The organism is Undibacterium hunanense (genome assembly GCF_014284335.1).
Lineage (GTDB): Bacteria > Pseudomonadota > Gammaproteobacteria > Burkholderiales > Burkholderiaceae_D > Undibacterium > Undibacterium hunanense.
On sequence record NZ_JACOGF010000001.1, the window covers coordinates 145,557 to 167,156 of the forward strand.

General features: G+C 45.6%; 24 protein-coding genes. 1 reads left to right on the forward strand and 23 read right to left on the reverse strand.

Annotation, left to right across the window (positions count from 1 at the left end; all coding sequences use genetic code 11):
* The first annotated feature begins 45 nt into the window (after window positions 1–45).
* Complete coding sequence (locus tag H8L32_RS00610; RefSeq protein ID WP_186945233.1) at window positions 46–1,278, forward strand: hypothetical protein; 1,233 nt, start codon at window positions 46–48, stop codon at window positions 1,276–1,278.
* A gap of 311 nt (window positions 1,279–1,589) precedes the next feature.
* Here the strand turns inward: H8L32_RS00610 and H8L32_RS00615 are convergent, their stop codons facing one another.
* The 23 genes from H8L32_RS00615 to H8L32_RS00725 all read right to left on the reverse strand — a co-directional run bounded on the left by H8L32_RS00615 (window position 1,590) and on the right by H8L32_RS00725 (window position 21,494).
* A complete protein-coding gene (locus H8L32_RS00615) occupies window positions 1,590–3,062 on the reverse strand; it encodes a hypothetical protein (RefSeq protein ID WP_186945234.1) in 1,473 nt (490 codons plus the stop codon).
* A gap of 117 nt (window positions 3,063–3,179) precedes the next feature.
* Window positions 3,180–3,602 carry a transposase gene (locus tag H8L32_RS00620; RefSeq protein ID WP_230412007.1) on the reverse strand — a complete coding sequence of 141 codons (423 nt, stop codon included), beginning with the start codon at window positions 3,600–3,602 and terminating at the stop codon, window positions 3,180–3,182.
* Between the two features lie 689 nt (window positions 3,603–4,291).
* The gene (locus H8L32_RS00625; protein WP_186945236.1) at window positions 4,292–4,681 is read right to left on the reverse strand and encodes a hypothetical protein; all 390 of its coding nucleotides are present in this window, start codon (window positions 4,679–4,681) and stop codon (window positions 4,292–4,294) included.
* Window positions 4,682–4,783: 102 nt separating this feature from the next.
* A complete protein-coding gene (locus tag H8L32_RS00630) occupies window positions 4,784–4,945 on the reverse strand; it encodes an Ig-like domain-containing protein (RefSeq protein ID WP_222619116.1) in 162 nt (53 codons plus the stop codon).
* A gap of 87 nt (window positions 4,946–5,032) precedes the next feature.
* Complete coding sequence (locus H8L32_RS00635; protein ID WP_186945237.1) at window positions 5,033–5,563, reverse strand: hypothetical protein; 531 nt, start codon at window positions 5,561–5,563, stop codon at window positions 5,033–5,035.
* A 254-nt stretch (window positions 5,564–5,817) separates the two neighbouring features.
* Window positions 5,818–6,102: a hypothetical protein gene (locus H8L32_RS00640; protein ID WP_186945238.1), complete on the reverse strand. Its 285-nt coding sequence runs from the start codon at window positions 6,100–6,102 to the stop codon at window positions 5,818–5,820.
* Between the two features lie 28 nt (window positions 6,103–6,130).
* Complete coding sequence (locus H8L32_RS00645) at window positions 6,131–6,502, reverse strand: hypothetical protein (RefSeq protein WP_186945239.1); 372 nt, start codon at window positions 6,500–6,502, stop codon at window positions 6,131–6,133.
* 70 nt (window positions 6,503–6,572) lie between these two features.
* Window positions 6,573–6,893 (reverse strand): hypothetical protein, encoded by a 321-nt coding sequence (locus tag H8L32_RS00650; protein WP_186945240.1) that lies wholly within the window; start codon window positions 6,891–6,893, stop codon window positions 6,573–6,575.
* 86 nt (window positions 6,894–6,979) lie between these two features.
* Window positions 6,980–7,504 (reverse strand): hypothetical protein, encoded by a 525-nt coding sequence (locus H8L32_RS00655; protein ID WP_230412008.1) that lies wholly within the window; start codon window positions 7,502–7,504, stop codon window positions 6,980–6,982.
* A gap of 198 nt (window positions 7,505–7,702) precedes the next feature.
* Window positions 7,703–7,795, reverse strand: coding sequence for an RHS repeat-associated core domain-containing protein (locus tag H8L32_RS28320; protein ID WP_408058781.1), 93 nt, complete (start codon window positions 7,793–7,795; stop codon window positions 7,703–7,705).
* The gene (locus H8L32_RS00665; protein WP_186945241.1) at window positions 7,777–8,301 is read right to left on the reverse strand and encodes an Ig-like domain-containing protein; all 525 of its coding nucleotides are present in this window, start codon (window positions 8,299–8,301) and stop codon (window positions 7,777–7,779) included. Before H8L32_RS00665 ends, H8L32_RS28320 begins: the two co-directional genes overlap by 19 nt.
* 63 nt (window positions 8,302–8,364) lie before the next feature.
* Window positions 8,365–8,550: a hypothetical protein gene (locus tag H8L32_RS00670; protein ID WP_186945242.1), complete on the reverse strand. Its 186-nt coding sequence runs from the start codon at window positions 8,548–8,550 to the stop codon at window positions 8,365–8,367.
* A 216-nt stretch (window positions 8,551–8,766) separates the two neighbouring features.
* On the reverse strand, window positions 8,767–9,162 hold the full coding sequence (locus H8L32_RS00675) for a hypothetical protein (protein WP_186945243.1): 396 nt from the start codon (window positions 9,160–9,162) through the stop codon (window positions 8,767–8,769).
* A gap of 221 nt (window positions 9,163–9,383) precedes the next feature.
* Complete coding sequence (locus tag H8L32_RS00680; RefSeq protein ID WP_186945244.1) at window positions 9,384–9,836, reverse strand: hypothetical protein; 453 nt, start codon at window positions 9,834–9,836, stop codon at window positions 9,384–9,386.
* A 32-nt stretch (window positions 9,837–9,868) separates the two neighbouring features.
* The gene (locus H8L32_RS00685; protein ID WP_186945245.1) at window positions 9,869–10,300 is read right to left on the reverse strand and encodes a hypothetical protein; all 432 of its coding nucleotides are present in this window, start codon (window positions 10,298–10,300) and stop codon (window positions 9,869–9,871) included.
* A 77-nt stretch (window positions 10,301–10,377) separates the two neighbouring features.
* Window positions 10,378–10,821, reverse strand: coding sequence for a hypothetical protein (locus H8L32_RS00690; protein ID WP_186945246.1), 444 nt, complete (start codon window positions 10,819–10,821; stop codon window positions 10,378–10,380).
* A 120-nt stretch (window positions 10,822–10,941) separates the two neighbouring features.
* Window positions 10,942–13,395 carry an RHS repeat-associated core domain-containing protein gene (locus H8L32_RS00695; RefSeq protein WP_186945247.1) on the reverse strand — a complete coding sequence of 818 codons (2,454 nt, stop codon included), beginning with the start codon at window positions 13,393–13,395 and terminating at the stop codon, window positions 10,942–10,944.
* Window positions 13,396–13,457: 62 nt separating this feature from the next.
* On the reverse strand, window positions 13,458–14,945 hold the full coding sequence (locus H8L32_RS00700; protein WP_186945248.1) for an RHS repeat protein: 1,488 nt from the start codon (window positions 14,943–14,945) through the stop codon (window positions 13,458–13,460).
* Window positions 14,942–17,515, reverse strand: a complete 2,574-nt coding sequence (locus tag H8L32_RS00705) for a DUF6531 domain-containing protein (protein WP_186945249.1) — start codon at window positions 17,513–17,515, stop codon at window positions 14,942–14,944. Before H8L32_RS00705 ends, H8L32_RS00700 begins: the two co-directional genes overlap by 4 nt.
* Before the next feature lie 278 nt (window positions 17,516–17,793).
* Window positions 17,794–18,276: a type II secretion system protein gene (locus tag H8L32_RS00710; RefSeq protein WP_186945250.1), complete on the reverse strand. Its 483-nt coding sequence runs from the start codon at window positions 18,274–18,276 to the stop codon at window positions 17,794–17,796.
* Between the two features lie 20 nt (window positions 18,277–18,296).
* Entirely contained in the window at window positions 18,297–18,689 is a 393-nt protein-coding gene (locus H8L32_RS00715; RefSeq protein WP_186945251.1) for a type II secretion system protein, read from the reverse strand.
* Between the two features lie 39 nt (window positions 18,690–18,728).
* Window positions 18,729–19,208 carry a type II secretion system protein gene (locus H8L32_RS00720; protein WP_186945252.1) on the reverse strand — a complete coding sequence of 160 codons (480 nt, stop codon included), beginning with the start codon at window positions 19,206–19,208 and terminating at the stop codon, window positions 18,729–18,731.
* A gap of 12 nt (window positions 19,209–19,220) precedes the next feature.
* On the reverse strand, window positions 19,221–21,494 hold the full coding sequence (locus H8L32_RS00725; RefSeq protein WP_230412009.1) for a secretin N-terminal domain-containing protein: 2,274 nt from the start codon (window positions 21,492–21,494) through the stop codon (window positions 19,221–19,223).
* Window positions 21,495–21,600 lie beyond the last annotated feature (106 nt).

Below are 21,600 nucleotides of genomic sequence, written 5' to 3' on the forward strand. Positions count from 1 at the left end.
ACCAAATCAACAGACTTTTCATCTGACCGACAAAAAGGAAGCAACATGAACGTCAAATTACACCTCTTTATTCTTTTAAGCTCTACCTGGGCCATGGCACAAGCCAACGTCATCAATGACATTGCAGCACCCGAACCGGCAGAAGAAAAACAATCCAGCCAGCGCCTGCAAATCGTACAGATGACACCAATGACACCAATGACTCCTGTCACGCCGGTGGCACCCATGAGCCCAATGACGCCGATAACCCCCATAGCGCCAATTGCCCCCCTGCCCCCCTTGGCCGCACTGGCAGATCTACCCGATGGCAAACATATCAGCACCATCGTCTCTTCCGCCATGAACCAGGCCTTTGTTGGCCTGCAAGGCATGCAATCCATCAAGCCGGTAAAGAATGCGCCGTATAGCGTAGAAATTGTCACAGAAAAAACCCAGACCCTGGCAGACGGCAACCAGATCAGCAATAAAACCACCAGCCTCAGCTACAGGGATAACGCAGGCCGCACCCGTCAGGAAGTACGCGACAGCAAAGGTACAGTGCAACACATCCTGATCGTGGACCCGGTTGACAATGTACGTTATGTACTCATGCCAGAAAAAAAGACAGCCACCAAAATTCGCATAGGTAAAGACCTTGACGACAAACTGGCCAGCGTCAAAGAAAAACTGGAAAAGATGAAACAGGAAGGCAAAACTGTCCAGGTAGAAACCACCCGTAATGGTGACGAAATCACCGTCAAACGAATCGAACGCAAAAACGGCGACGATAAAACCGAAGGCAACAAAGAAACGCGTGAACAAGTCCAGGTCAGGGTCATACGTGCTGGTGGTAGCAACAGCGATGTGCAAATAGCCCATGCAGAAACGCTGCAACTGAATGGAAACTTTACTGACCTGATCAGGATGGGCCCATTACCCATGGCCTTCACCGACAGCCGCTGGACAACAAAAGGCAATGCCAAGGACCTGGGCAGCCGCGACATAGACGGCGTACGTGCTGATGGGAAAATGCGTTCCTACCAAATCCCCGCAGGTGAAATCGGCAATAAAAATGCCATCACCGTCAGCTCAGAAACCTGGTATTCACCAGAACTGCAAATGACCGTCTACGCCAAACAAAGCGACCCCCGCACCGGCGAATGGAGCTACCGCCTCAACAACCTGAAACGCACCGAACCAGCCGCCAGTCTGTTCAGCATCCCCGAGGGTTATACCGTCAAGGAAACACCAGTTGCGTCGAGGGTAGTGATAGAGAAACGGGAGGAGAAGAAGCCTTGAGGGTTAGGCTTGTATGAGATTTTGTCAGGATACTGCCACGGCAGCGCGTGCTGCTCACGCACGCGAAAATCATAGCTACTCCAGTGCCATTGCTCTGGCAAACTCACCATCCCGGCACGTACTGGATTAAGAACAATGTAGCGCGCCAACTCCAACCGGTGCGCTTCTTTTTGTATCAGAATCACTTTGTACCTGCCATGGATTAAATGCCCGACTTGTTTGTGACGACGATTAAACGCTGCGTGAGACACCAAAGCTGCGACACAGGCTTGCATCGAGTCGCATGGTCTTCATGAGCGCGTTGCAGATCTTTAGTTACCTGCTGCGGTGCCTTCCCTGACAGATTCTGTCCGCCCCCCAATATGCGTACGCAAAATCAAAATCGATTGGATATCATAACTAAGAGCCCCTCTTTCCGCTTCCTCGATTACCTTTTCCATTAATGAAATACTCAAAGGTGAGAGGAGACCAGTTTCTTCCTCATTTGGGAAAAGCGAAAGAGCAGCCGCAGTCGCTTTGCGATGCGCCACGAAATCCCGGAGTATTTTTTTTCGACTTCGCTTGAGCCGGTATTGGGTCGCCCACGATGTCCTTGCATTATTGCGCTTAGTACGAATTGCACGAAGTGCTCGAAGAAAACTAATTCGCAAATGAGCGTGCAAGGTATTAGAACTCATATCGCGGTGTATGGCAGAGAGCTTAAACATGGCTGGCGGCCATGCTTCGCACTCCTGTGTGGACATCTGTCCAGCAAAGACTTTCTCTTGGTAGTTGTTTATTGCTCGCCAAAGATGCATGGAAATTGACGCGTCGACGGCCAGCTTCAATAACTTGTCGACGCCTGCCGTATCACCAGTCTTAATCGCAATTTCGATGCTTTGATAGTAGGACTCCATTTCCGCCAGATAACCCTTTTCCAATTGATCGGCTTGCTTCAGCCAATTTTCGCGAACAAATTCATTAAATTCATCTAAGGCCCTATCAATTTCGGCGGCAGCTCGAAATCCACTGGTAAGTTGCGGCATTATTTCCGCCCGCGTAAAGCCGGCGAGCATTGACGGGCGGCTACCTCGCATGAACCTGAGAAGACTACCGTCAACAAACGCATTCTCAACCTCCGCCAAAATGCATGGTGCCCTATCAAGGTCATTGGGCGATACCATTGATGCTTTCTGTTGTGATTCGAACAAAGGTAGATTCAGTTCTTCAAAATACATTACTACCAACTCAGAACAAAACACACCATGCATATTGGGTGACGAGAGCGTGCGCTCTGCGAAACGAACAACGCCTTCTGCGATAGTTTCTACTGTTGGATGTAGTTTGGCAGGCTTGATCAATCGGCTTAACTGCGAGTAACTTCGATGAAAAGCACGCGCTTCCAATCTTTTACGTGCGGCTTGAAGGCACTCAAGTGACACAGATGCAATATCCGGATGGCGTAGTAGCTTGTATTTTTTTGGTGCGTTAGGAATGCTATACGCGAGTTCGATATCTCCTTGCCCTGGTCCGCACAAAGTGTGAGCCGACAATATGGTAGAACCAACGCCAAGACCATCAGATTCCACAAGTATTGGATATCCCGTATCATTTGGAAGCCAAATAGATGCGTGCGAATACTGCCCATCAGTGATTCTGGCAATCGCAAGGGACTGGGACATACTGCCGCAAGTCAACAACACGTCACCCGGTTGAATGTTATCGACAATCAGGAATGGTGCCAGCTGTTGTAATACATCCCCATCGATAAAGTTGTCGTTTTCGTTGTCCACTTCTGAAGTCACCCTGCTTTCCGAAATTTTTTGTATCCTTACATGCGTAGGCGATAAACAGTGCTTGATAGTAATTGGTCAAGCTGAGCCATGTAAATCTGATTGTAACGGATTCGCTCCAAACTGTTGTTACCACAACAGTGATGGCAATTCATGCACCTTCGATGCCGAATGCTGACTAACTCTTTTTAGCAAACTCACCATCCCGGCACGTACTGGATTAAAAACAATGTAGCGCGCCAACTCCAATCGGTGCGCTTCTTTTTGTATCAGAATCACTTTGTACCTGCCCTGGATTAAATGCCTGACTTGTTTGTGACGACGATTAAAGCGCTGGGTATACAAGCCGTTGAGCTGGCGCATGCCACGCGACAAATTGCCATCAATGGTTTCCACCAGCAGATGATAATGATTGTTCATCTCGCAGTAGGCATGTACCATCCAGTTGAAGCGGTCACATACCTCGGCCAACACCGTCAACCGCTCTTGCCGGTCGTCATCATCCAAATAGATATCCTCACGCCTGTCCCAACGGGAAGTGAAGTGATACAAAGCACCTGCAAACTCTAATCTTAGTGACCTTACCATACTAGAAGCAAAGCATGTTCGTTAAGAAATGTATAAAATGTATGACCTGACCCCGGCTTTCTATACGGCGTTAATGATGCTTTTAAGGAGCAACAGCGTTACAGCATATGGACAAAATGACTGCTCGGATGTTGCTGCGCCTTCAGTATGAATTTTGCGAAAATTTTAGGCAATTACGCAAAGTCGATTTGTGATTCTGACTGAAATTTAAGTGCTTTGATGTTTAGAGCACATCGAAAATCCGCCGCTTCCTGCAAAAATGCAGGTTAGGCGGAATGATATCGATCAATAAAACGTCGAACAAGGCATTATGACGTTGATCGGAAAACAATAATCAATGTCAGACCTCGCCTTGATTATTGTACGTGCTCAAATCGGTGATTTGACTGCGCTTTTTAGCGTTAGGTTTCCATCTAAAGATAGTTGCACGCCAAAAGAAGTATTCAAGCAAAGATGTGACTAGCGCCCAAACAATCATAGGCCACCACATCCATCGGGTAATCGAAATATGAACAGCAAAAACGAACCCACACAAAACAGAAATGTGCAGAATAAATTGGACGAATAAATTGTTAAAAATACTTTTAGGCTGAGTGCGAAATTTAATCATTTTTTGCAGTCACATAATCTGACTCATGTCGGTATTGAATTCATTATTTAACGCTGTCAGTCAATTTCTTTAACAAGACATCTTTCTGCTCTTGAGAAGCAGTACTTGTTCTAATACTCTGCAATTCCGCCTGTTTTTCCTTCTCTGACATTGATCGGAATTTAAGCAAATATTCATTTGTCATTACAGACTCACCATAAAGCGCTCCTTTGTACAACCAATAATCTGCCATGCCGAATTGATGGCGATCAACGTATCTCTGACGCAAAATTTTTATTGCATCAAAATCCCCATTGCTTGCACGCACTTCCATGGGATCGACAGGAAGGACAGAAGCGTCATCGCCTGTTTTTCTTCGGACTTGAAAAAGTAGCGAATACAAAAACCAGCAGGTGATCAATATTACTAAAATTATCTTAACGATTTTACGCATGAATTTACCTCTTGATACAAACGCCAAAACAAACTCAGTTTCCAGGCTTGGACCAATCAGCTTTATTAGAATCATCAACTGTAGGTGCCACCGGCCACACATCTATTTATCTGTGGCTTTGGCTGTCAGGCTGTAGGTGACGCTTGCTACATTGCTCCAGTTAAAACCATATGGAGCGGCAGTGACGATGCTTAATAAGATAGTGCCATTATAGAACTCAACCTTGGCAATACCGCCATCGCTGCCTGCTGCTGTCGCATTCAACGATGAAAGTCTCCGGTGCAGTAGTATTCTTGTTGTCAGCGGCCTTGGCTGTGATGCTGTAGCTGCTTAATTTTCTACATCAAAAATCTAAATTACAACTTCTTTGTAGTCAGCTATTGCAAACTCTGGCTGAAAGTCACCATTGGAAAAAGGCCCAACTACCGATACAGAGCCAGGGGGAATTCCAGCAGCTATAGTCAATAATTTTCCATTGGAGTCCTTGAATACAATCCCCCCTTCTACATTTACAAGTTCGTCTTCATAAACTAAGCGTGTTATAGAACTTACATAAAACGGTTCAATATCTTTCTTTTTGAATATTCCTGATTCTTGTCCTTGATCAGAATTTTGAATTCGGTCAATGCGAAGATTCAAACTTCCAATCTCTCGCCAGCCACCAACCCCTGAGCAAGCCGAGGAAAACTCAATAAAATAATCGTTGCCAAAAAACAGACGAAACAGCCAAACCTCTTTCAAGCTATGTCCATCTGGCATTGCATATGCAGTAATCCAAGTTCCCTCAAATGTTTCCTTGATCTGTTCAGAGTTACGTCCTTCGCATTGGAATTTCAAAATCAATTTACCGTCCTCAAGAATAGGAATAATAAAGGGCTTCATGAGATTCAGTTGCGTTTAAGAGTGAAGGGTTTCATGAGGTTTAGTTCCGTTTCCAGGTATATCAATACTTTGGCCGTTTTTGTTTCGACATCATGTGTGCTACTTATATAGATATATTTACCAACTCCAATTTGCACGCCATCTTTGAATATCCAACCAAGATAGCAGAGTTCATAGAGCAGAATTATTTACACACTTTTATTTACAGGCCCTATTCGATCAATCGGACGTCAAACAGGGCACTATAAATTTCTTTAATTTGAACCCATAGGCAAAACAAATGAAGCCGCCGCGATCTCTATAACATCCCCTGACTGCATTTCAATCTGCAATATTTCAATTCCATCTGACTGACGTGTGGGTCCAATTATTTCATTTATGCTTACGCTTTTCCCCCACTCATCCATCTTCGGAACAAAAAGCCGAGCAACATTCTCAGCGACCAAGTAAACAGTATCAGAAGCGGTGTTGTTAAGGCTAAGTGTCACACGTGCCTCATTCCAATCAAATCGTAACGATATAAGCGTCCAATCATGCATAACTATTCCCTTTAATCACGGCGTGGTCCTAACCCAAGATAAATCCGTGATTCGGCGAAATTAGATCCTCAATTAATAATGATTCTCCATAGAAGGTCGCCTCCAAGAATGCACCCTCTGATGACTCCTTAAATAAAATGAAGTCTGCACCAATGGAAAGGCTTGGATGAAATGCCTGTACGCTAAACCGAGGTTTCTCAGGTGAAATGCCAAGAAATTCGCAATCAGATATATTGATATAAAATCCAGCACATCGCCGTATATCCATCGCGTCGGGACTGAACGTTCTGCTCGTAGGCCGTACAGTGCTTACAAGCAAACGCGCGCGGTCAATATCCTTGATTTCCTCAAAAATCATTTGCTCAAGTACGCTTCTCTCTAACGAAGTCAAATTGATCATGGCATGAATGCTGTTCCAATATCAAAGACGCCACCCAGCACAGACCTTGTATTCATACTGTCTCAATGGATCAAATTACGTTAATTCCACGTATTAAAAAATGGCATATGAGGAAAAATACAATCCCTATCAATGCACCTATTCCTGCCAGGCTATTGTGCAACAACTGCGTCCCCCCATACAAAGCGGCTAATCCCAAAACTCCGAAAATATTGAGAAATGAAATCAGAACTCTCAAGATTACATAGCCATACGAATTCATCTTGAATTGCAATTTAGTATCCGCTCTCGTTTTCCACGCTTTATCAAAAAAATAGAGGAAACGAAATTGGTATGCAAAGACAAAAGCAAACCAAGCCCCAAATCCTAAAAAAACGATATTCTCTAGCATTACTCAATTTCCTTAAAGCAATTATGGCTTGCATTGACAAGCTGCTGTGATGCCTCCGAACTTGGTAACATGCCTCCTCCCACGCCTCAGTCGGAGACGTATTGGTTCTCTACTCCGGTCAAGCGATAAAAACGCTCTACTTCGTCGTTTGGATATCGCGAGAATCGAGCTGTTTGCAAATTTCTACAGCCATCCAATTCAGCAAGGGATATGTCCACTGGGCAAACGCCGAATAGCTCTAAATACTTGAGCGATGGCATTAAAGCTATCGGCTTAAGTGATTCAACAATTGTACATTTTCCACTTGAATCCCAAGATGGTGATGTGGACAATGAGAGTACCTCAATAAATTGAGTACTGGACAACGCATCAAGTTTTGATATCTTCGGCATATGTAAAATTCGCAAATATCTCAATTTTGGCAGTGACACAACTATATCAAGCGAATCATCTGGAAATGAGGCAATTACCAATTTTTCTAAATTCTGAAATTCAGCCAAAGGTTGCAAAGTTTGATATTTACAATGCCATATCCTTAAACTAAGAATTTCCAGTCTATTTTCAATTTTGGGGAATGTTTTAGCATTATCTCTCAGTAAATCTATATGCATTTCTTACCTCATTCAATTAATCAAAATCTTCGTCTGAGATTCATGAGTCATTTATTAGCCCACTGTACTGCGTCGTTATATCAAGGGCGACTAGCTGCGATGGAATGAATTTCATTTTGAAAATCTGAATTTTGGTTGATGATTGCTTGTTCAATAGCTCTCGCTTAATCCCGTGTAACTGTAGATATCGTAATTTTCTCAAATGCATCGAAGCGCATACCGTGCCCTACCGTCTATATAACTAACCGGATTGCACCCACATCCCCCCAACCCTATCGGATCAGACTGCACGTAACGCCCCGTCCTTGGATCATAATCCCTGAAATAATTTGTAGCAGCTCCGTTTCCTGATCAAAGTACTGCCCCGCAAAGCGCAGATTGAACGTGAACTTGCTGGTGGCATTGGCCGGTTGTTCATTGGCCAGTGTCTCCCCATACGGTGCACTGTCCCAGCGCCACGCTTCTGCCCCTGAACTGTCGGTGATTACTCTTGGTGTGTCCAGGTAGTCTGTATGGATGTCATACATTTTCGTGGTGTGATCTGTCACGGTCACTGTCACCGCTGTCGAGCTACGACTGCTTCCCAGGTTGTCTGTGGCTTTGGCTGTCAAGCTGTAGGTGCCGCCTGCTACATTGCTCCAGTTAAAACCATATGGGGCGGTGGTGACGGTGCTTAATAAGGTAGTGCCGTTATAGAATTCGACCTTGGCAATACTGCCATCGCTGTCTGCTACTGTCGCATTCAGGATGAGGGGCGCTGGTGCAGTGGCATTGAGCAGATTGGTTGTCAGGCACAAACCCACTTGCCAGTTATTTCGGGTCCTCTTTTTTTAGAATTTTCTCTTTTTGCTCATCTAATTTTACATTTTGTCTTTTTTTATGTCATAAACAAACGCACAAATACCAACAATAACCATGCATATTGCTTTTGCCTGTCCCCAAGAGTAAAAATCTTCATTGAACAATAAAACCCCACCAGCGATTATTAGGACAATTGACCAAACAAAGATTGGTACTTTTTCCCACGGTAAAAACCCTAATCCCATTTACGCATCCTAGATGCTTTCGCCACACTTCATCATTTTATTCCTGCAAGTATGGCGCGGTGGGGACAATGCTTGATAAGGTAGAGTAATTATAGAACTCGACCCTGACGATACTGCTATCGCTGTCCGCATGTTTCTGCTCTTGAGAAGCTGAGCTCAGGGCAACTCAGTTAATAGTGTCAGATACAGCATTTGCACCAGAACTCATCAACTTCTTTACAGCACATATTTGGCAAACCATATTTTTATTGCTCCTGCCAAGGAAACTAAAGACACAGCAACTGAAAGTAACGTGAACACAAAACCGAAATTATTCATGCCTTTAATGCAGGATGCCGATGCGATATTTATTGGATTTGTGTAACCGCAATCCATGAACAAAAACAAAAAGGTGATGACTATGCCAGCAAAAAATAATCCAATCCAATCACGTATCTCTAAATTCACAAACTCTTCCCACAAACGCAAGCTTACTGGAATCAACAGAATACTCTCGAAGAACGTACTTACCAAAACATCATTAGATGGTATTGCAAAAACGTTTAAAGTCCAAATGAATCCACATAAGCAAAAAATTCCGACTCCATTTGGGAGATATTTTTTTACGTCCATGCTCCACCCGATTAATCAAAGTAACGATCTATTTTTTTGACACACACGCGCATTTCTTGCTGCGACATTCATTCCTGTCGCAATAATACTAGACTGTGTTTTCCTATATGGCGCACTGTCCCAGCGTTATGTTTCCGCCTCTGAACTGTCGGTGATTACTTTTGGTGTGTCGAGGTGGTCTGCATGGATGTCATACATTTTTTTCGTGTGATCGGTAACTGTCACCGCTGTTGAGCTGCGGCTGCTTCCCAGATTGTCTGTGGCTTTGGCTGCCACCAGGCTACGAATGTTGGCAAGGCCTGGCGGGCAACACTGGTGCCGCTGGCAGTGAGCAAGGCGGCTGTTCCGCTCACTGTGCTGCTATTGTTTTTACATTGTGTGGTACGCAATAAATTGGCCACCTCGACATTTAACTGCGGCGTATCGTAAAAATTGGGATTGCAAAATGCCTGTGTATTCGTGGTGTCACCCAAGGTGATTTTACCGCCTGCAAACACATTAAACACACTGCCATTCACTTGGGGCGTACCACCTCCCCCACCGGGATTAATAATTATCCCAACCGGCATGGCACTCGCCGCCTGCGCTTCACTAACAACGACTGGCCAAGCCAGCACACCTGCCGTCAATACCAATAGCAGCCATGCGATGAAGGCGCGTTTTGTCTTGTACATACTTTATGGCTTTAAGAACGTTTTATATTTATTCAATTCTTTTTTCTGCGACTATCCTTCACTACTTTTTGAATACTCATTGCAGCATCAGGATCAGTCTTACGAATTTCCAAGATCAGATCATCAACTTCACGCAAGATAGCAGGATCCTCATCTCCTAAGAGCAGGCCAATTAACTCAAGTTTTGAATTAACATCAGGACATTTAACCGCCATACGAAACCATCTGATAGCTTCATCAAACTTAAGAGTGACATAGTCATGGTATCTCGCCAGTTTATAGGTAGCGGGACAGTTTCCGGCAAGTGCCTGCTTTTGAAAATTCGTAATTTCCAGTTCAGAAAGTTGAAAGGCCGCGGAAGGAGTTACTGGTAAATCAGTTTTATCTTTATTTACAAACAAGTATCCGATAGAAGCCAACAAGACCCCGGCCACTAAAAACACATGAAATTTAGTAATATTCATTTAGGCTCTGGGAAGAATGATTTCCAAGCTTCCATACTTTTTTGCTGGTGGACCACATCTATTGCAGGATACGGTCTTTATGGAAGATTACTGCCTTTCATTTCGTTCTGACCATTTTTCTGACAAGTGGCTTGTTGATTTTTATTGTCGGTAAGGAACGCTATTAAGCAAACTGTACCTGGCATGCTTGCTTTATCTTTAAGCATTTCCATTATGTTGCTTTGTTGTTCGCTACCAAACTTTGTTTTAAATATCTCGACATATTTCCCTCTCAATCTTGCATCCCCTAGCAGTGCGCCTTGTAGAGCCCAATATTCTGCAAGCGGCTCCACCCCTCTTTCTTTATCGTAGGCATACAACGCTGATATCGCCTGCAAATCCCCTGTTTCAGCACGTTTGATCAACGCTAAAATTTGAGGATCTTGTGTGTCATCACAATTGTTTTGCGGAAGAAGAAAAAAAACCAATGTGAGGATTGTCGCTGCAACACCAGTAATAAGAATATTTTTTCTGTACTTCATATGATTTTTCATAACGGTTATGTTTACCAACTACCAAACTACAACGAGAATATTCTGCCTACTAGACGAATACTCCTAGGAACTGAAAGCCCCATGTTTCAGCATTGGTCCCTGGAACATTTACCTTCCATTCCTCAGATATGTTACCCAATTACCAGGCCACAATGGAATCGTCCTGTTCGTACCAGGAATATTCCAAGAGTACCAAGGTCCCAGATCGAATTTACCAAAAGTCAAGGTTCTAGTATCAGCTCCTGTGACAGTTGTTTTCAACTCATCACTAAGATCCTTAGCAATATTGTCATCTCCTTCCGCTCCTCGGCAAGAATTGAGAACAATGGGCATCTTTGCTTTCCACAGCCCACTACTTCGAATTTTTTGTGCCAACTGTTCAGCATCCATTCCATTTACCGTCTCATCGCTGCCATGAGAAAAAATAGTTAACTGGCCAGGTACATCAGCAGCAGCTTCCGCAGCCGCATAATTTATATCCGTCTTAGGTAACAAGATCAGCTTTGCTAACCCCTTCGAGTCAATATATGTAACCGGATTAGCCCCGACATACCCATAAGTCGTCATGCCCCCCGCCAACCCTATCGGATCAGACTGCACATAACGCCCTGTCCTTGGATCATAATCCCTGAAATAATTGTAGTGCAGTCCCGTTTCCTGATCAAAGTACTGGCCCGCAAAGCGCAGATTGAACGTGAACTTGCTGGTGGCATTGGCCGGTTGTTCATTGGCCAGTGTCTCCCCATACGGTGCACTGTCCCAGCGCCATGCTTCTGTCCCTGAACTGTCGGTGATTACTCTTGGTGTGTCCAGGTAGTCTGTATGGATGTCATACATTTTCGTGGTGTGATCGGTCACGGTCACTGTCACCGCTGTCGAGCTGCGACTGCTTCCCAGGTTGTCTGTGGCTTTGGCTGTCAGGCTGTAGGTGCCGCCTGCTACATTGCTCCAGTTAAAACCGTATGGGGCGGTGGTGACGGTGCTTAATAAGGTAGTGCCGTTATAGAACTCAACCTTGGCGATACTGCCATCGCTGTCTGCTGCTGTCGCATTCAGGATGAGGGTCGCCGGTGCAGTGGCATTGGCTGGATTGGCTGTCAAACTGACTGTGGGCGGATTGTTATTGACCACATTGAGGGTGACTGCCGCACTGCTTGTGCTGGTATTTTTGTTGTCGGTGGCCTTGGCTGTAATGCTGTAGCTGTTGACTGCGACATTGGCCCAGCTAACGCTGTAGGTATTGCTATTGGCCGGTGTTGCTGTGGTGGCGGTGCCAATGAGTGTGGTGCCCTGATAAAACTGGACCTGGCTGATGCTGTTGCCATTGCTGGTATCTGCGCTGGCGGTGGCTGTCAGTGTGATGTTGGCCGGTGCACCGAAATTGGTGTTGTTGGCCGGGCTGACGAGACTGACCACGGGTGGTGTGCCTGCACTGCCGCCGGAAGTGCTGGTGCTGCTGAATACAGGGCGATAGACGAAGCTGGTCGGGCCGCCGTTGGTGGTGCTGATGTTGTTGGCAAACAAATCGCCCAAAAAGACAAAATTATTGCCGCTGGTGAATTTGATGTCACCCTGGTCAACATAGATGCCTGCAGCTATTTGGGCACCTTGTGTTGTCGTAAAGTTGCCGCTGTACAGATACAGTTTGAGTTGTTCTGGATGCTGTGTCTGCATCTGGGCGGTGGTCATGCTGCTGCCACAGGTACCATTGATGTTCCAGCAGGTTGGTCCGGCATTGAGGGTAAAGGCATTCTTAAAATACAGGTTGACGCTGGTGTTGCTGTTACCAGCCGCAGCAGTACCCACTTTGAGGTGGCAGGCTTGCTGCCAACTAGTATTTTCTATGTAGTAGTCACCCGGCTCAAACTCCATGGTGGTGCCATTGCAATTACTGAGATTGAGTTGTTTGATGCGGGTTGGCACACTGCCAGCCTGGAAGCGCAGGATGCCATTTACCTGCAGGTTGACTTTGGCATATTCACCGGCGGGCAAGGTCAATGTACTGTCTTGCTTGCCCAGGACGAGTGTCTGCGCTGTAGTCGCCGGGCTGCTGCTGGTGACGGTTAATTGTCCGTTGCCGTTGATCTGGCTGCTGGTTACACCATTGTTGACCAGGATCTGGCTACCATTGGCAAAGTTCACGTCCAGTGGATTGGTGGTGCTCAGGAATGTTGGCAAGGTCTGACGGGCAACACTGGTGCCGCTGGCAGTGAGCAAGGCGGCTGTTCCGCTCACTGTGCTGCTATTGTTTTTACATTGTGTGGTACCCAATAAATTGGCCGCTTCAACATTTAACTGCGGCGTATCGTAAAAATTGGGATTGCAAAATGCCTGTGTATTCGTAGTGTCACCCAAGGTGATTTTACCGCCTGCAAACACATTAAACACACTGCCATTCACTTGGGGCGTACCACCTCCCCCACCGGGATTAATAATTATCCCAACCGGCATGGCACTCGCCGCCTGCGCTTCACTAACAACGACTGGCAAAGCCAGCACACCTGCCGTCAATACCAATAGCAGCCACGCGATGAAGGCGCGTTTTGTCTTATATGAATACATAATAATTTTTTCTTGGATGCTTCTACTGTGTTTTATTTTTGGCTTGAACTGCTGAAGCACGCTTATTTGATGACCGCTACTGGTGTGTTTTCCAGATAAATATAGTCAACATCAAAAGCACCAGTACGTTCGTTGATGAGCTTGCCATTCTTATCGTAGTAATAGGTGGTCCGTGACAGGACATTGGCGCTCTTGTCCAGCACTGTCTTTTGTGCCCGCTGACCAAGGGCGTTGACCACATATTGCACTACCCCGGCACTGTTCGTAACCGAGTTCATGCGACCCCTTGCATCGTAGCTAAACTGTGCATCGCTATTGTCGGTGATGCTGCCATTTGCGTCAGAGATGATATTGGATGTTTTGCTGCCAGCAACTTGTGTCAGTTGACGTTTTACGCCAGAGTTATAGGTAGTTCTTACACCGTCAACATCTTTGTATATGTATTCACCTTTCAGCATATTGGTGAAGTTTTGTGTTGTTTGCGGTGTTACGTAACTGATCAACTGGTTAAATTGGTCATATCCGAAAGTCGCCTGACGTGCTGCATTGCCTATCTCGCCGATACCAACAATCTGGCCGGCGGGATTATAGTTAATTGCTTGAACCTGATTGTTTAATGTGAAGTTTACAACACGACCACTGGTATCAAAATTTCGGGTATATGTTTGCCCTGCACTATTACGATAACTTTGCATCCCCTCAAACGGGCGATATGCAACTTGGCTCAACACGGTATTGGTAACGCCGTCTTTACTTGTATCAATCTGACTGATATGTCCTAGTGCATCACGCGTATAGCTGACACGGCGACCGTTAGGATAGGTTTGACTGCTTAACCTGCCAGCACTATCGTATTGGTAAAGTATGGTGCCAGTGACCGTGGAAGAGTTAACAGCCACGCTACGCGTATCACTTAGAATACGTCCGTATACATCATAGGTATATTGAATACTCCCGTTTTGATCGCTGATCTGGCTCACGCGCCCTTTTGCATTGGCACCTTGGTCATAGGTATAGTTGATGGCGTTTCCATCACTATATGAGATACGCTTTAGTCTGTTCAACGCATCATAGCTATAATTGGTTACTTGCCCTTTGGCATCCGTTTTTGACAGCAAATTGCCAGCAATATCATAGCTAAACGTAGAGGTGCCGGTTTCAGGCAATGTTGCACTGAGCTGATTACCCAAGCCATCATAGGTGTAGGTACCACGCAGACCAAACGAATCTGTCCCTTCCGCTACCCTGATCAGTTGATTTTGACCGTTATACTCATAGTTGACTGGGATGTCATCCCAGATAAGCAACTTAGATTTCGCCCGACCAAGCACGTCATAAGTTAAATAATATCCATATCCACCATGTGAAGTAGATTTGTATTTTACGTTTCCAAACTCATCATAGTCATATGAATAACTTGCTGAATCAGCGTGAGCAAAACTACAGAACATGCTAGAAGCTATTGCGATTGCACCAATCAATTTATGAGAGTTGGGACAATATCTTTTCTTTGACATAAACATGGTCGTAAATGATTTAAAGGAACTCATTGCACAACCCCAGTCACAGTACCAGCACGTATTTTATTTTCACCAAAGACGCGAGTGATTTGGCGACTCAGATTACCGCCGTTATCCGTCACATTTTCTGCGACGCGGTTACCCAACAAATCGAGGGTATAGTTGATACTGTTGCCAAGGTTGTCGCTGATTTTTATCAGGCGATGTGCATCGTCATAGGTAAGACTAATACTGCTATTGTCTGGCATACGAACCTGGATTACCTGACCAGCTGCATCATAGTCATAGTTGGTAGTTTCTGACGCACCGCCCCCCGTAACCGTACGTTGACGCACCCAGCCTCTGGGGCTGTACGTGTAGGTGGTGACCAGGCCGTTGGCGTCTGTAATGCGACCTACACGGCCATTGCCGTCATAATCAGACAGGCTGGTAACATGGCCCACTGCATTGGTAATACTCGCCAGGTTACCCTTCGTATCGTATGCGTAGATTGTCTTATCAAGGACGTCTGTACGAGGGCCTGTCGCCGTCAATATCTGGCCAACATTGTTGTAGGTGTAGGTCCAGGTGCGGACATTTCCCACTGCGGCTGCACTAGCGCCCTGACTTCCATCTGCGTCGCTGGTTGCCTGCTCTGAACGCGTTAGGACGTTACCATTTGCATCATGGGTGAAACTGGTTTTACGTAATGGCGAGTTGATCTGTGCTGGCACATTGAGTGTCGCATGCCAGATGGTACTGGTGGTTTGTACAATTGGTTTTCCTACCGCTGTAATTCTTTTTGTTTCCAAATTACGAGTCAGGTCATATTCATAATTGGTGACATTGCCAATTAAGTCCAAGGCATATGTCACATTGCCATTCGCATCGAATTTATATTCTGTCGTTGTAGGACACCTACCTTCACAGCTACCAGATGGCATGGAATAAAATTTTGGAACACCTAGCACGCGCTTATAAAGCCATGTTGTATTTGTCGCAACTGCATTACCCGGCATGCCGCTAAAGAATTTGACTGTATGACGGTCATCTGCACCATCTACACTAAATCGATAGGTCATTTCTACTTTATCGACACCGCCTGCATGTTCAGAAGTCGTAGCATAACCTGCGCAGTCATAACCCCACGATAGGGTACGTGTGCCATTTTCATCAGTAATGCCAGTTAATAGATTGGGCACGCTTCCGTAGTTTTCCAAAACGTTCATATCACTACTACAAGCAACACCATAATTAATCAGCGCCGCTTCGTTATAGTGATAAATCTTCTCTTTCCCATCCGGATAGACAATGCTGGTCAAATAATTCGGACAAGCAACATTGAAGCCCCCTGACGTTTGGCAATTGCCTGTCACGCCACCATATTTGTAGGTATAGGTTTGATTATCTGGAGAAATCACCTTGGAAATCTGTCCAACAGAAGTGTATTCAAATTGGACTTGCCTTCCCCAATTATCGGTTACACACATCAAACGCCCGGCAGGTGGCAACTCATTTGCCTGAACATGTGTGCAGATAGGAGCATCCGCAGGAAATCTTGACACGGACGTGTCATTGCTGGCACCTGTGCTATAGGTTAGAGTCTGAGTCACACCAGCGCGTGTTGATATAGAAAGAAGTTTACCGTCTGGAGCAAATTTCTCAATTTCATCGCTATCACCATCGACAAAAGTCCAGGTAATTTCGTTATTGCTATTGAGTCCCGTGGTAAGACGGCTATTTGAGTCAGCTTCACCAACTGCAACACCGTTTACCATCCGAAACACCTCACGTCCGCCCGACGGCCTCAAAACCGATACCACCGCAGGCACTGCCGTACGCGTCAGCACGGACGATAAATCAGGGCAAAACACCTTATTATTGACGGAACTGATCACACATGCAGGTATTTCTGGGTTCAATAAATTGTCTGACTCTGCGACCATTCTTGTATCAAAACGGCTAGTCCAGTGGCGACCAAACAGTCGGATTGTTCCCTCATCAGTACTGGTTATTCTGCTGCTATATGTCCGGGCCAAACTGAATCCCGTATTGACAACAGAAAAGTCTGATTCTTGTTCAACCACAGCGCCGGTTCCGGGGTAAATTGGATCACCACAACCTGGATTTGAATTGGGTTGTTGCCCTGCGCCCGCAGTCGGTGTCGGCTTTGGACAAATCTTGGGTTCTTTGCGCGGACCTGGGCCATTATATTTATTCCCGCATTGCGCATATTTTTCATAATACAACTCACTGCCTTTGCACTGACATGCCTTTTGGTCGCCCGTAGGTACACTGCCGCCTGTACATAGTGCGCCTACCTTTATCCATGCTATAAAACTGGCCGGATCAGCACCATTTTTCGGCTTGGAGAGGCACGAAACTGAACCATCATCCTGAGGAGGGTAACGACTATCCGGACCACCGATCCCATAAATGTTCAACCCACTTGTATCCGGCTTAGCAAATGTCTCAAAACATGCAGCCTCTGCTGATCCGAACAAGGTAAATCCATCCCCCCAAACTGACCAATGATATGTCGGCGCTGGTGCCTTGTTATCCAGCGCATAAGCTGATGAAGCAAACAGTAGAACGAAAATTAGAAAAAAGAGTTTACGCATAACGTGCTTTAGCATTTCAACAAAAAAATTGACGCAAAAAAATCAGCGCCCAGAGGTGGTGCGATTACGAAAGGGAAAGTGAGTCAATAGGTGATGTAGCGCAAAACCGCCAACGCAGGAGGAAATTGGAAACATGCACGCGCAAAACCAGTTACAACATTTGCGCCCGAATTAACATGATAAATACGTGCCTAAGTATATTATAAAAAAATTCTTATTGTTAATTTTTGTTACGGATTTTTATTGAATCGGACATGACATGTTCATACATGCTACGTTCAAGGCATTTTAAATACCCAGTCTTCGTAGCTTTTTTTATTTTCGAAATCACTCATTGACACTGGAAACTGGGCAATCTTGATCGGTTCGCGATCTGATTTGCTATGAATGCCTACGATACCTTTACCGTCAGGCGATGTGATCAAACCCCAATCTGGCTTTAAGCGAATGGGATCAATATATAACTTGCGCAAGTGTCGCCTGACTGCGGGTGTGCGATTGTCACGCAACAGTTCGTCGAGTGATGGTGGTGCCCTGCTGACACCGGGTGGCGTAGCATTGGCGTAGCTTAACAAGGCGCGCTGGAATTCTTGTCCGATGAAAAGCAATTCTTCTTCAGCCGCTCGTCTTTGCGCAAAAGAGGCTAATTGCAGTGTCGCCATTGCCGCCAGCGACAACAATGCCAATACCAGCAACAAGCTGAGATAAGTCAAACCACCAGACCGGTACCTGAACAGGTAATTTGAACGGTGATTGTTCATCCTGACTGACCTGACTTGCATCATAGCGAACTGTACGTTTTTCCATCAGTACGCTGACCTTGTGCACCACTTTGCAGATTATAGACCTGCCCTTGCTGTCCTTCTGCAGGAGGAATAATCAACCAGGTGGATGCACTCTCTGTTATCGGGTCTATTGGTAAGGCTTTCAGGTATTTTCGCTCTACCAATTCCAACAAACTGTCCGGGTAGTGGCCGGTGTCTGCATAATACTTGTCTATACTTTCCCTGGTAGTACGCAGATTTTCAATCAAGACGACTTCTTTGCCTTTATCTATACTTTGAAAATACCTGGGTATGGTCAGTGTTGCCAACAGTGCCAGAATAGCCAGCACCACCAATAACTCTATAAGAGTAAAGCCCGTTTCACGCTTTGTAATTGATGGATGCGTCATTTGTCGTACCTGCTACTTTCTATTTTTGAATATCGACCATCACCACTGCCGATAAGAAATACCATTCAAGCCAGTTTGTTTGTTGTCTGAATAAATGTCGTAGACATCTTCGCCCTCTTGCGGGTCGCTGGCTTCGCTGGCATAACAGCGTTTACCCCAGGAACTTGCTGCATCCAGCGCTTGATTCAATTGCATGGGATCACGTGGCAACCTGCGTAACAGGTATATTTTTTTTCGATTCGGATCACGCTGATCGATGACGCCATCCACCAGGACGTCCAGGCTGGGCGGATAACCTGATGCATTGAAGTTACGGGCAATACGACCTTCATCACTAAGCCGTTTGTATTGATCTATGGCGTTGCGTATTTCTCTCAATGAAAGACGCAGCTCCTGTTCTTTACCACGCTGTGCCGATAACTGTGCCATGGGAACTGCAATGCTGGCCAGTACGCCAATAATTGCCAGTGTCACCAGCAATTCAATCAGCGTAAAACCTGATGCATTTTTTAATTTCATTGTTCAGATCAGTCAAGGCAATATTTCAATGTTCACTGGTGCTACCTGCGACATGGGAAGTGCTTTGCCAGTCATACCAACAGGCACTACAGAGGTGACTTGTACCGGAGTGGATTCTGCCGCTGCCATAGCGCGGAAATTGACTGTCATCAAACTGCCTGGGCTGCTGGCACCGCCCAAGGTGCGGACGTTGGTGACTACGACTTGTCCATTAGGGTCAATTTGCGCGTTGAAGGTAGTCGCCGCCCCACCCTGCTTTAGAAATATGCCTTCATTGACACTGACGACTTGTAGTACTTTCGGATTAAAGTTCAGGCTTAAGGGTACACTGGTCACTGCCTGATCTGATTGCATGATCAGTTGTAATGAAAAGATATCTCCTATTTTTACGCTGCGCGGCCCTTGCCAGGCCAGTTGCGGCATACCTGGCAAATTGACGGCAGCGACGCCAGGGCCAATGACACCTGGGTTAACGCTGCCAGAGTTCATGCCATTGCCCGAGCCGCCATTGCCATTCATTGCGTTACTGTTATTTTTTTGCGTAACTTTGGATGCGTCAGCGTCGACAGAAGATGTCGCTGGCATGGTCGTGGGGGCAGCATCAGGAAAGTCTGGACGAACCCTGAAACTTGTTTCGGTGCCTGACTGGAATTCAGCATTGATCGCATCTGGCCGCTGGATATTGCGTATTAAGTGCGGCGTAATCGACAAGACGATTTCTGTTTTTTGGCTATCGTCAAGCTGGCTACCAAACAAGCGGCCTACCAGCGGCAACTCGCCAATGCCAGGCATTTTATTGGCAGAGTTACGTTCTTCATCATTGATCAAACCTGCCAATATTTGCGTCTCTCCATTTTTCAGGCGCAGTACGGTGCTGGCGGTACGGGTACCGATTTGGTATGCCACGGAACCAGATTGTGTTTTGATTTGACTGGTGAGGCTACTGACTTCCAGTGAGATTTTTATGCCAACGTCGTTGTCAAGGTAAATGGTGGGCTCGACATCGAGTTTCAAACCCACTTCGATATAGTTGATGGATTCTGAAACAAAGCCTGTTGATGTTGCTGTCGTGGTGATATTGGGTACACGTTCGCCTATCAGGATTTTGGCTTTTTCATGATTTTTTGCACGTATGCGTGGATTTGCCAATAAATTGGCATCGCCAGTTTCTCTTCTGGCTTTGACAGAAACAGGGCCTACACCAACACCGATAGTGGAAGGATTGATATTACTGCGCAAATCGCGCAAATTCAGTGTGCCACCTGCGGTTGCAGACAAAGGTGTCAGAGTAAGGCTGTTTGGCCACTGTATGCCCAGATCCAAAAGGCGGGTTCGCTTGATCTCCAGTATCTCTACTTCAAGCATGACCTCTGGTTCTGGCACGTCATGCAAGGCAATCAGTTTTTCTGCCAGCTTGATTGCATCCGGACTATCTCTCAGGATCAGCATATTGAGTTTTTCATCGACAACAATGTCACGTGTCTTTACTATAGTCTTGAGTGAGCTGGACACTGCCTTGGCATCTGCATTGGTCAGGTAAAAGCTTTTTACCACCATTTCTTGATATTCTTTTTGTTTTGCTGCGGTGTTCGGATAAATCAGAATAGTATTGCTATCGAGTACCTGCTTTTCCAATTGATTGGTCAACAAGGTAAAGTGAATCGCTGATTCTATGGTGCTATTTTTTAATAAAATGGAAGTACGCTGATCGGTCTTGACGTCACGATCAAATAGAAAATTAATGCCCGATGTACGGGAAATAACTTCAAAAACCTGTCTTAGCGGTGCATCTCTGAATTCTATGCTGATTGGTTTTTTGTAATTGTTAGTTACTTTGGTTTCTTGTGGTGCCTGTACAATAATTTCAGCCACCAGTCTGGCCAATTTATTGGCACCGGCATCCATGGAATTTTCTGCCAGGATTTTTTTCAGTAATTGCTGTGCACGGGCAAAATCTTTTTTTTCATATGCACTTTGTGCATCCATCAATAAGGCTGCGTGCTGATCCAGCATATCCAGCTTCAACAGGCCTGCCCTGGCCTGCTCATTGGCGGCATCTATACTTAAAATTCGTTGATAGTTTTTTCTCGCGGCCTGATATTTTTCCAGCCTGACAGATTGATCTGCCTGCTCTGACAAATCATAGATTACTTTTTCTCGTGTTTTGAGGTAGGCCTTGCGGTATTCAAGTTGATCAGGTGCCGCTGTCATGGCAAGCTTGAATTTATCCAGCCCCTCTTCGAGCTTATCCTGGGCAATAAAATCCTTCCCTTCACGATATGCCATCTGCGCTGCACAGCCATATAGTGATAGGGATACAGCGATGATCGCTATATATCTGAAAAAGGAAGAACTGGAGTATGAAATCATAAGTAATCAGTTTGCTTGTGGC

Bases quoted from the DNA above. Each gene is read 5' to 3' on its own strand.
- H8L32_RS00690 (WP_186945246.1), bottom strand. From the start codon at position 10,821: ATGAAGTACAGAAAAAATATTCTTATTACTGGTGTTGCAGCGACAATC.
- H8L32_RS00640 (WP_186945238.1), bottom strand. From the start codon at position 6,102: ATGCATGATTGGACGCTTATATCGTTACGATTTGATTGGAATGAGGCA.
- H8L32_RS00700 (WP_186945248.1), bottom strand. From the start codon at position 14,945: ATGAGTTCCTTTAAATCATTTACGACCATGTTTATGTCAAAGAAAAGA.
- H8L32_RS00645 (WP_186945239.1), bottom strand. From the start codon at position 6,502: ATGATCAATTTGACTTCGTTAGAGAGAAGCGTACTTGAGCAAATGATT.
- H8L32_RS00720 (WP_186945252.1), bottom strand. From the start codon at position 19,208: ATGAAATTAAAAAATGCATCAGGTTTTACGCTGATTGAATTGCTGGTG.
- H8L32_RS00685 (WP_186945245.1), bottom strand. From the start codon at position 10,300: ATGAATATTACTAAATTTCATGTGTTTTTAGTGGCCGGGGTCTTGTTG.
- H8L32_RS00635 (WP_186945237.1), bottom strand. From the start codon at position 5,563: ATGAAGCCCTTTATTATTCCTATTCTTGAGGACGGTAAATTGATTTTG.
- H8L32_RS00670 (WP_186945242.1), bottom strand. From the start codon at position 8,550: ATGGGATTAGGGTTTTTACCGTGGGAAAAAGTACCAATCTTTGTTTGG.
- H8L32_RS00725 (WP_230412009.1), bottom strand. From the start codon at position 21,494: ATGGCATATCGTGAAGGGAAGGATTTTATTGCCCAGGATAAGCTCGAA.
- H8L32_RS00710 (WP_186945250.1), bottom strand. From the start codon at position 18,276: ATGAACAATCACCGTTCAAATTACCTGTTCAGGTACCGGTCTGGTGGT.
- H8L32_RS00715 (WP_186945251.1), bottom strand. From the start codon at position 18,689: ATGACGCATCCATCAATTACAAAGCGTGAAACGGGCTTTACTCTTATA.
- H8L32_RS00675 (WP_186945243.1), bottom strand. From the start codon at position 9,162: ATGGACGTAAAAAAATATCTCCCAAATGGAGTCGGAATTTTTTGCTTA.
- H8L32_RS00610 (WP_186945233.1), top strand. From the start codon at position 46: ATGAACGTCAAATTACACCTCTTTATTCTTTTAAGCTCTACCTGGGCC.
- H8L32_RS00650 (WP_186945240.1), bottom strand. From the start codon at position 6,893: ATGCTAGAGAATATCGTTTTTTTAGGATTTGGGGCTTGGTTTGCTTTT.
- H8L32_RS00680 (WP_186945244.1), bottom strand. From the start codon at position 9,836: ATGTACAAGACAAAACGCGCCTTCATCGCATGGCTGCTATTGGTATTG.
- H8L32_RS00625 (WP_186945236.1), bottom strand. From the start codon at position 4,681: ATGCGTAAAATCGTTAAGATAATTTTAGTAATATTGATCACCTGCTGG.
- H8L32_RS00695 (WP_186945247.1), bottom strand. From the start codon at position 13,395: ATGTATTCATATAAGACAAAACGCGCCTTCATCGCGTGGCTGCTATTG.
- H8L32_RS00655 (WP_230412008.1), bottom strand. From the start codon at position 7,504: ATGCATATAGATTTACTGAGAGATAATGCTAAAACATTCCCCAAAATT.
- H8L32_RS00705 (WP_186945249.1), bottom strand. From the start codon at position 17,515: ATGCGTAAACTCTTTTTTCTAATTTTCGTTCTACTGTTTGCTTCATCA.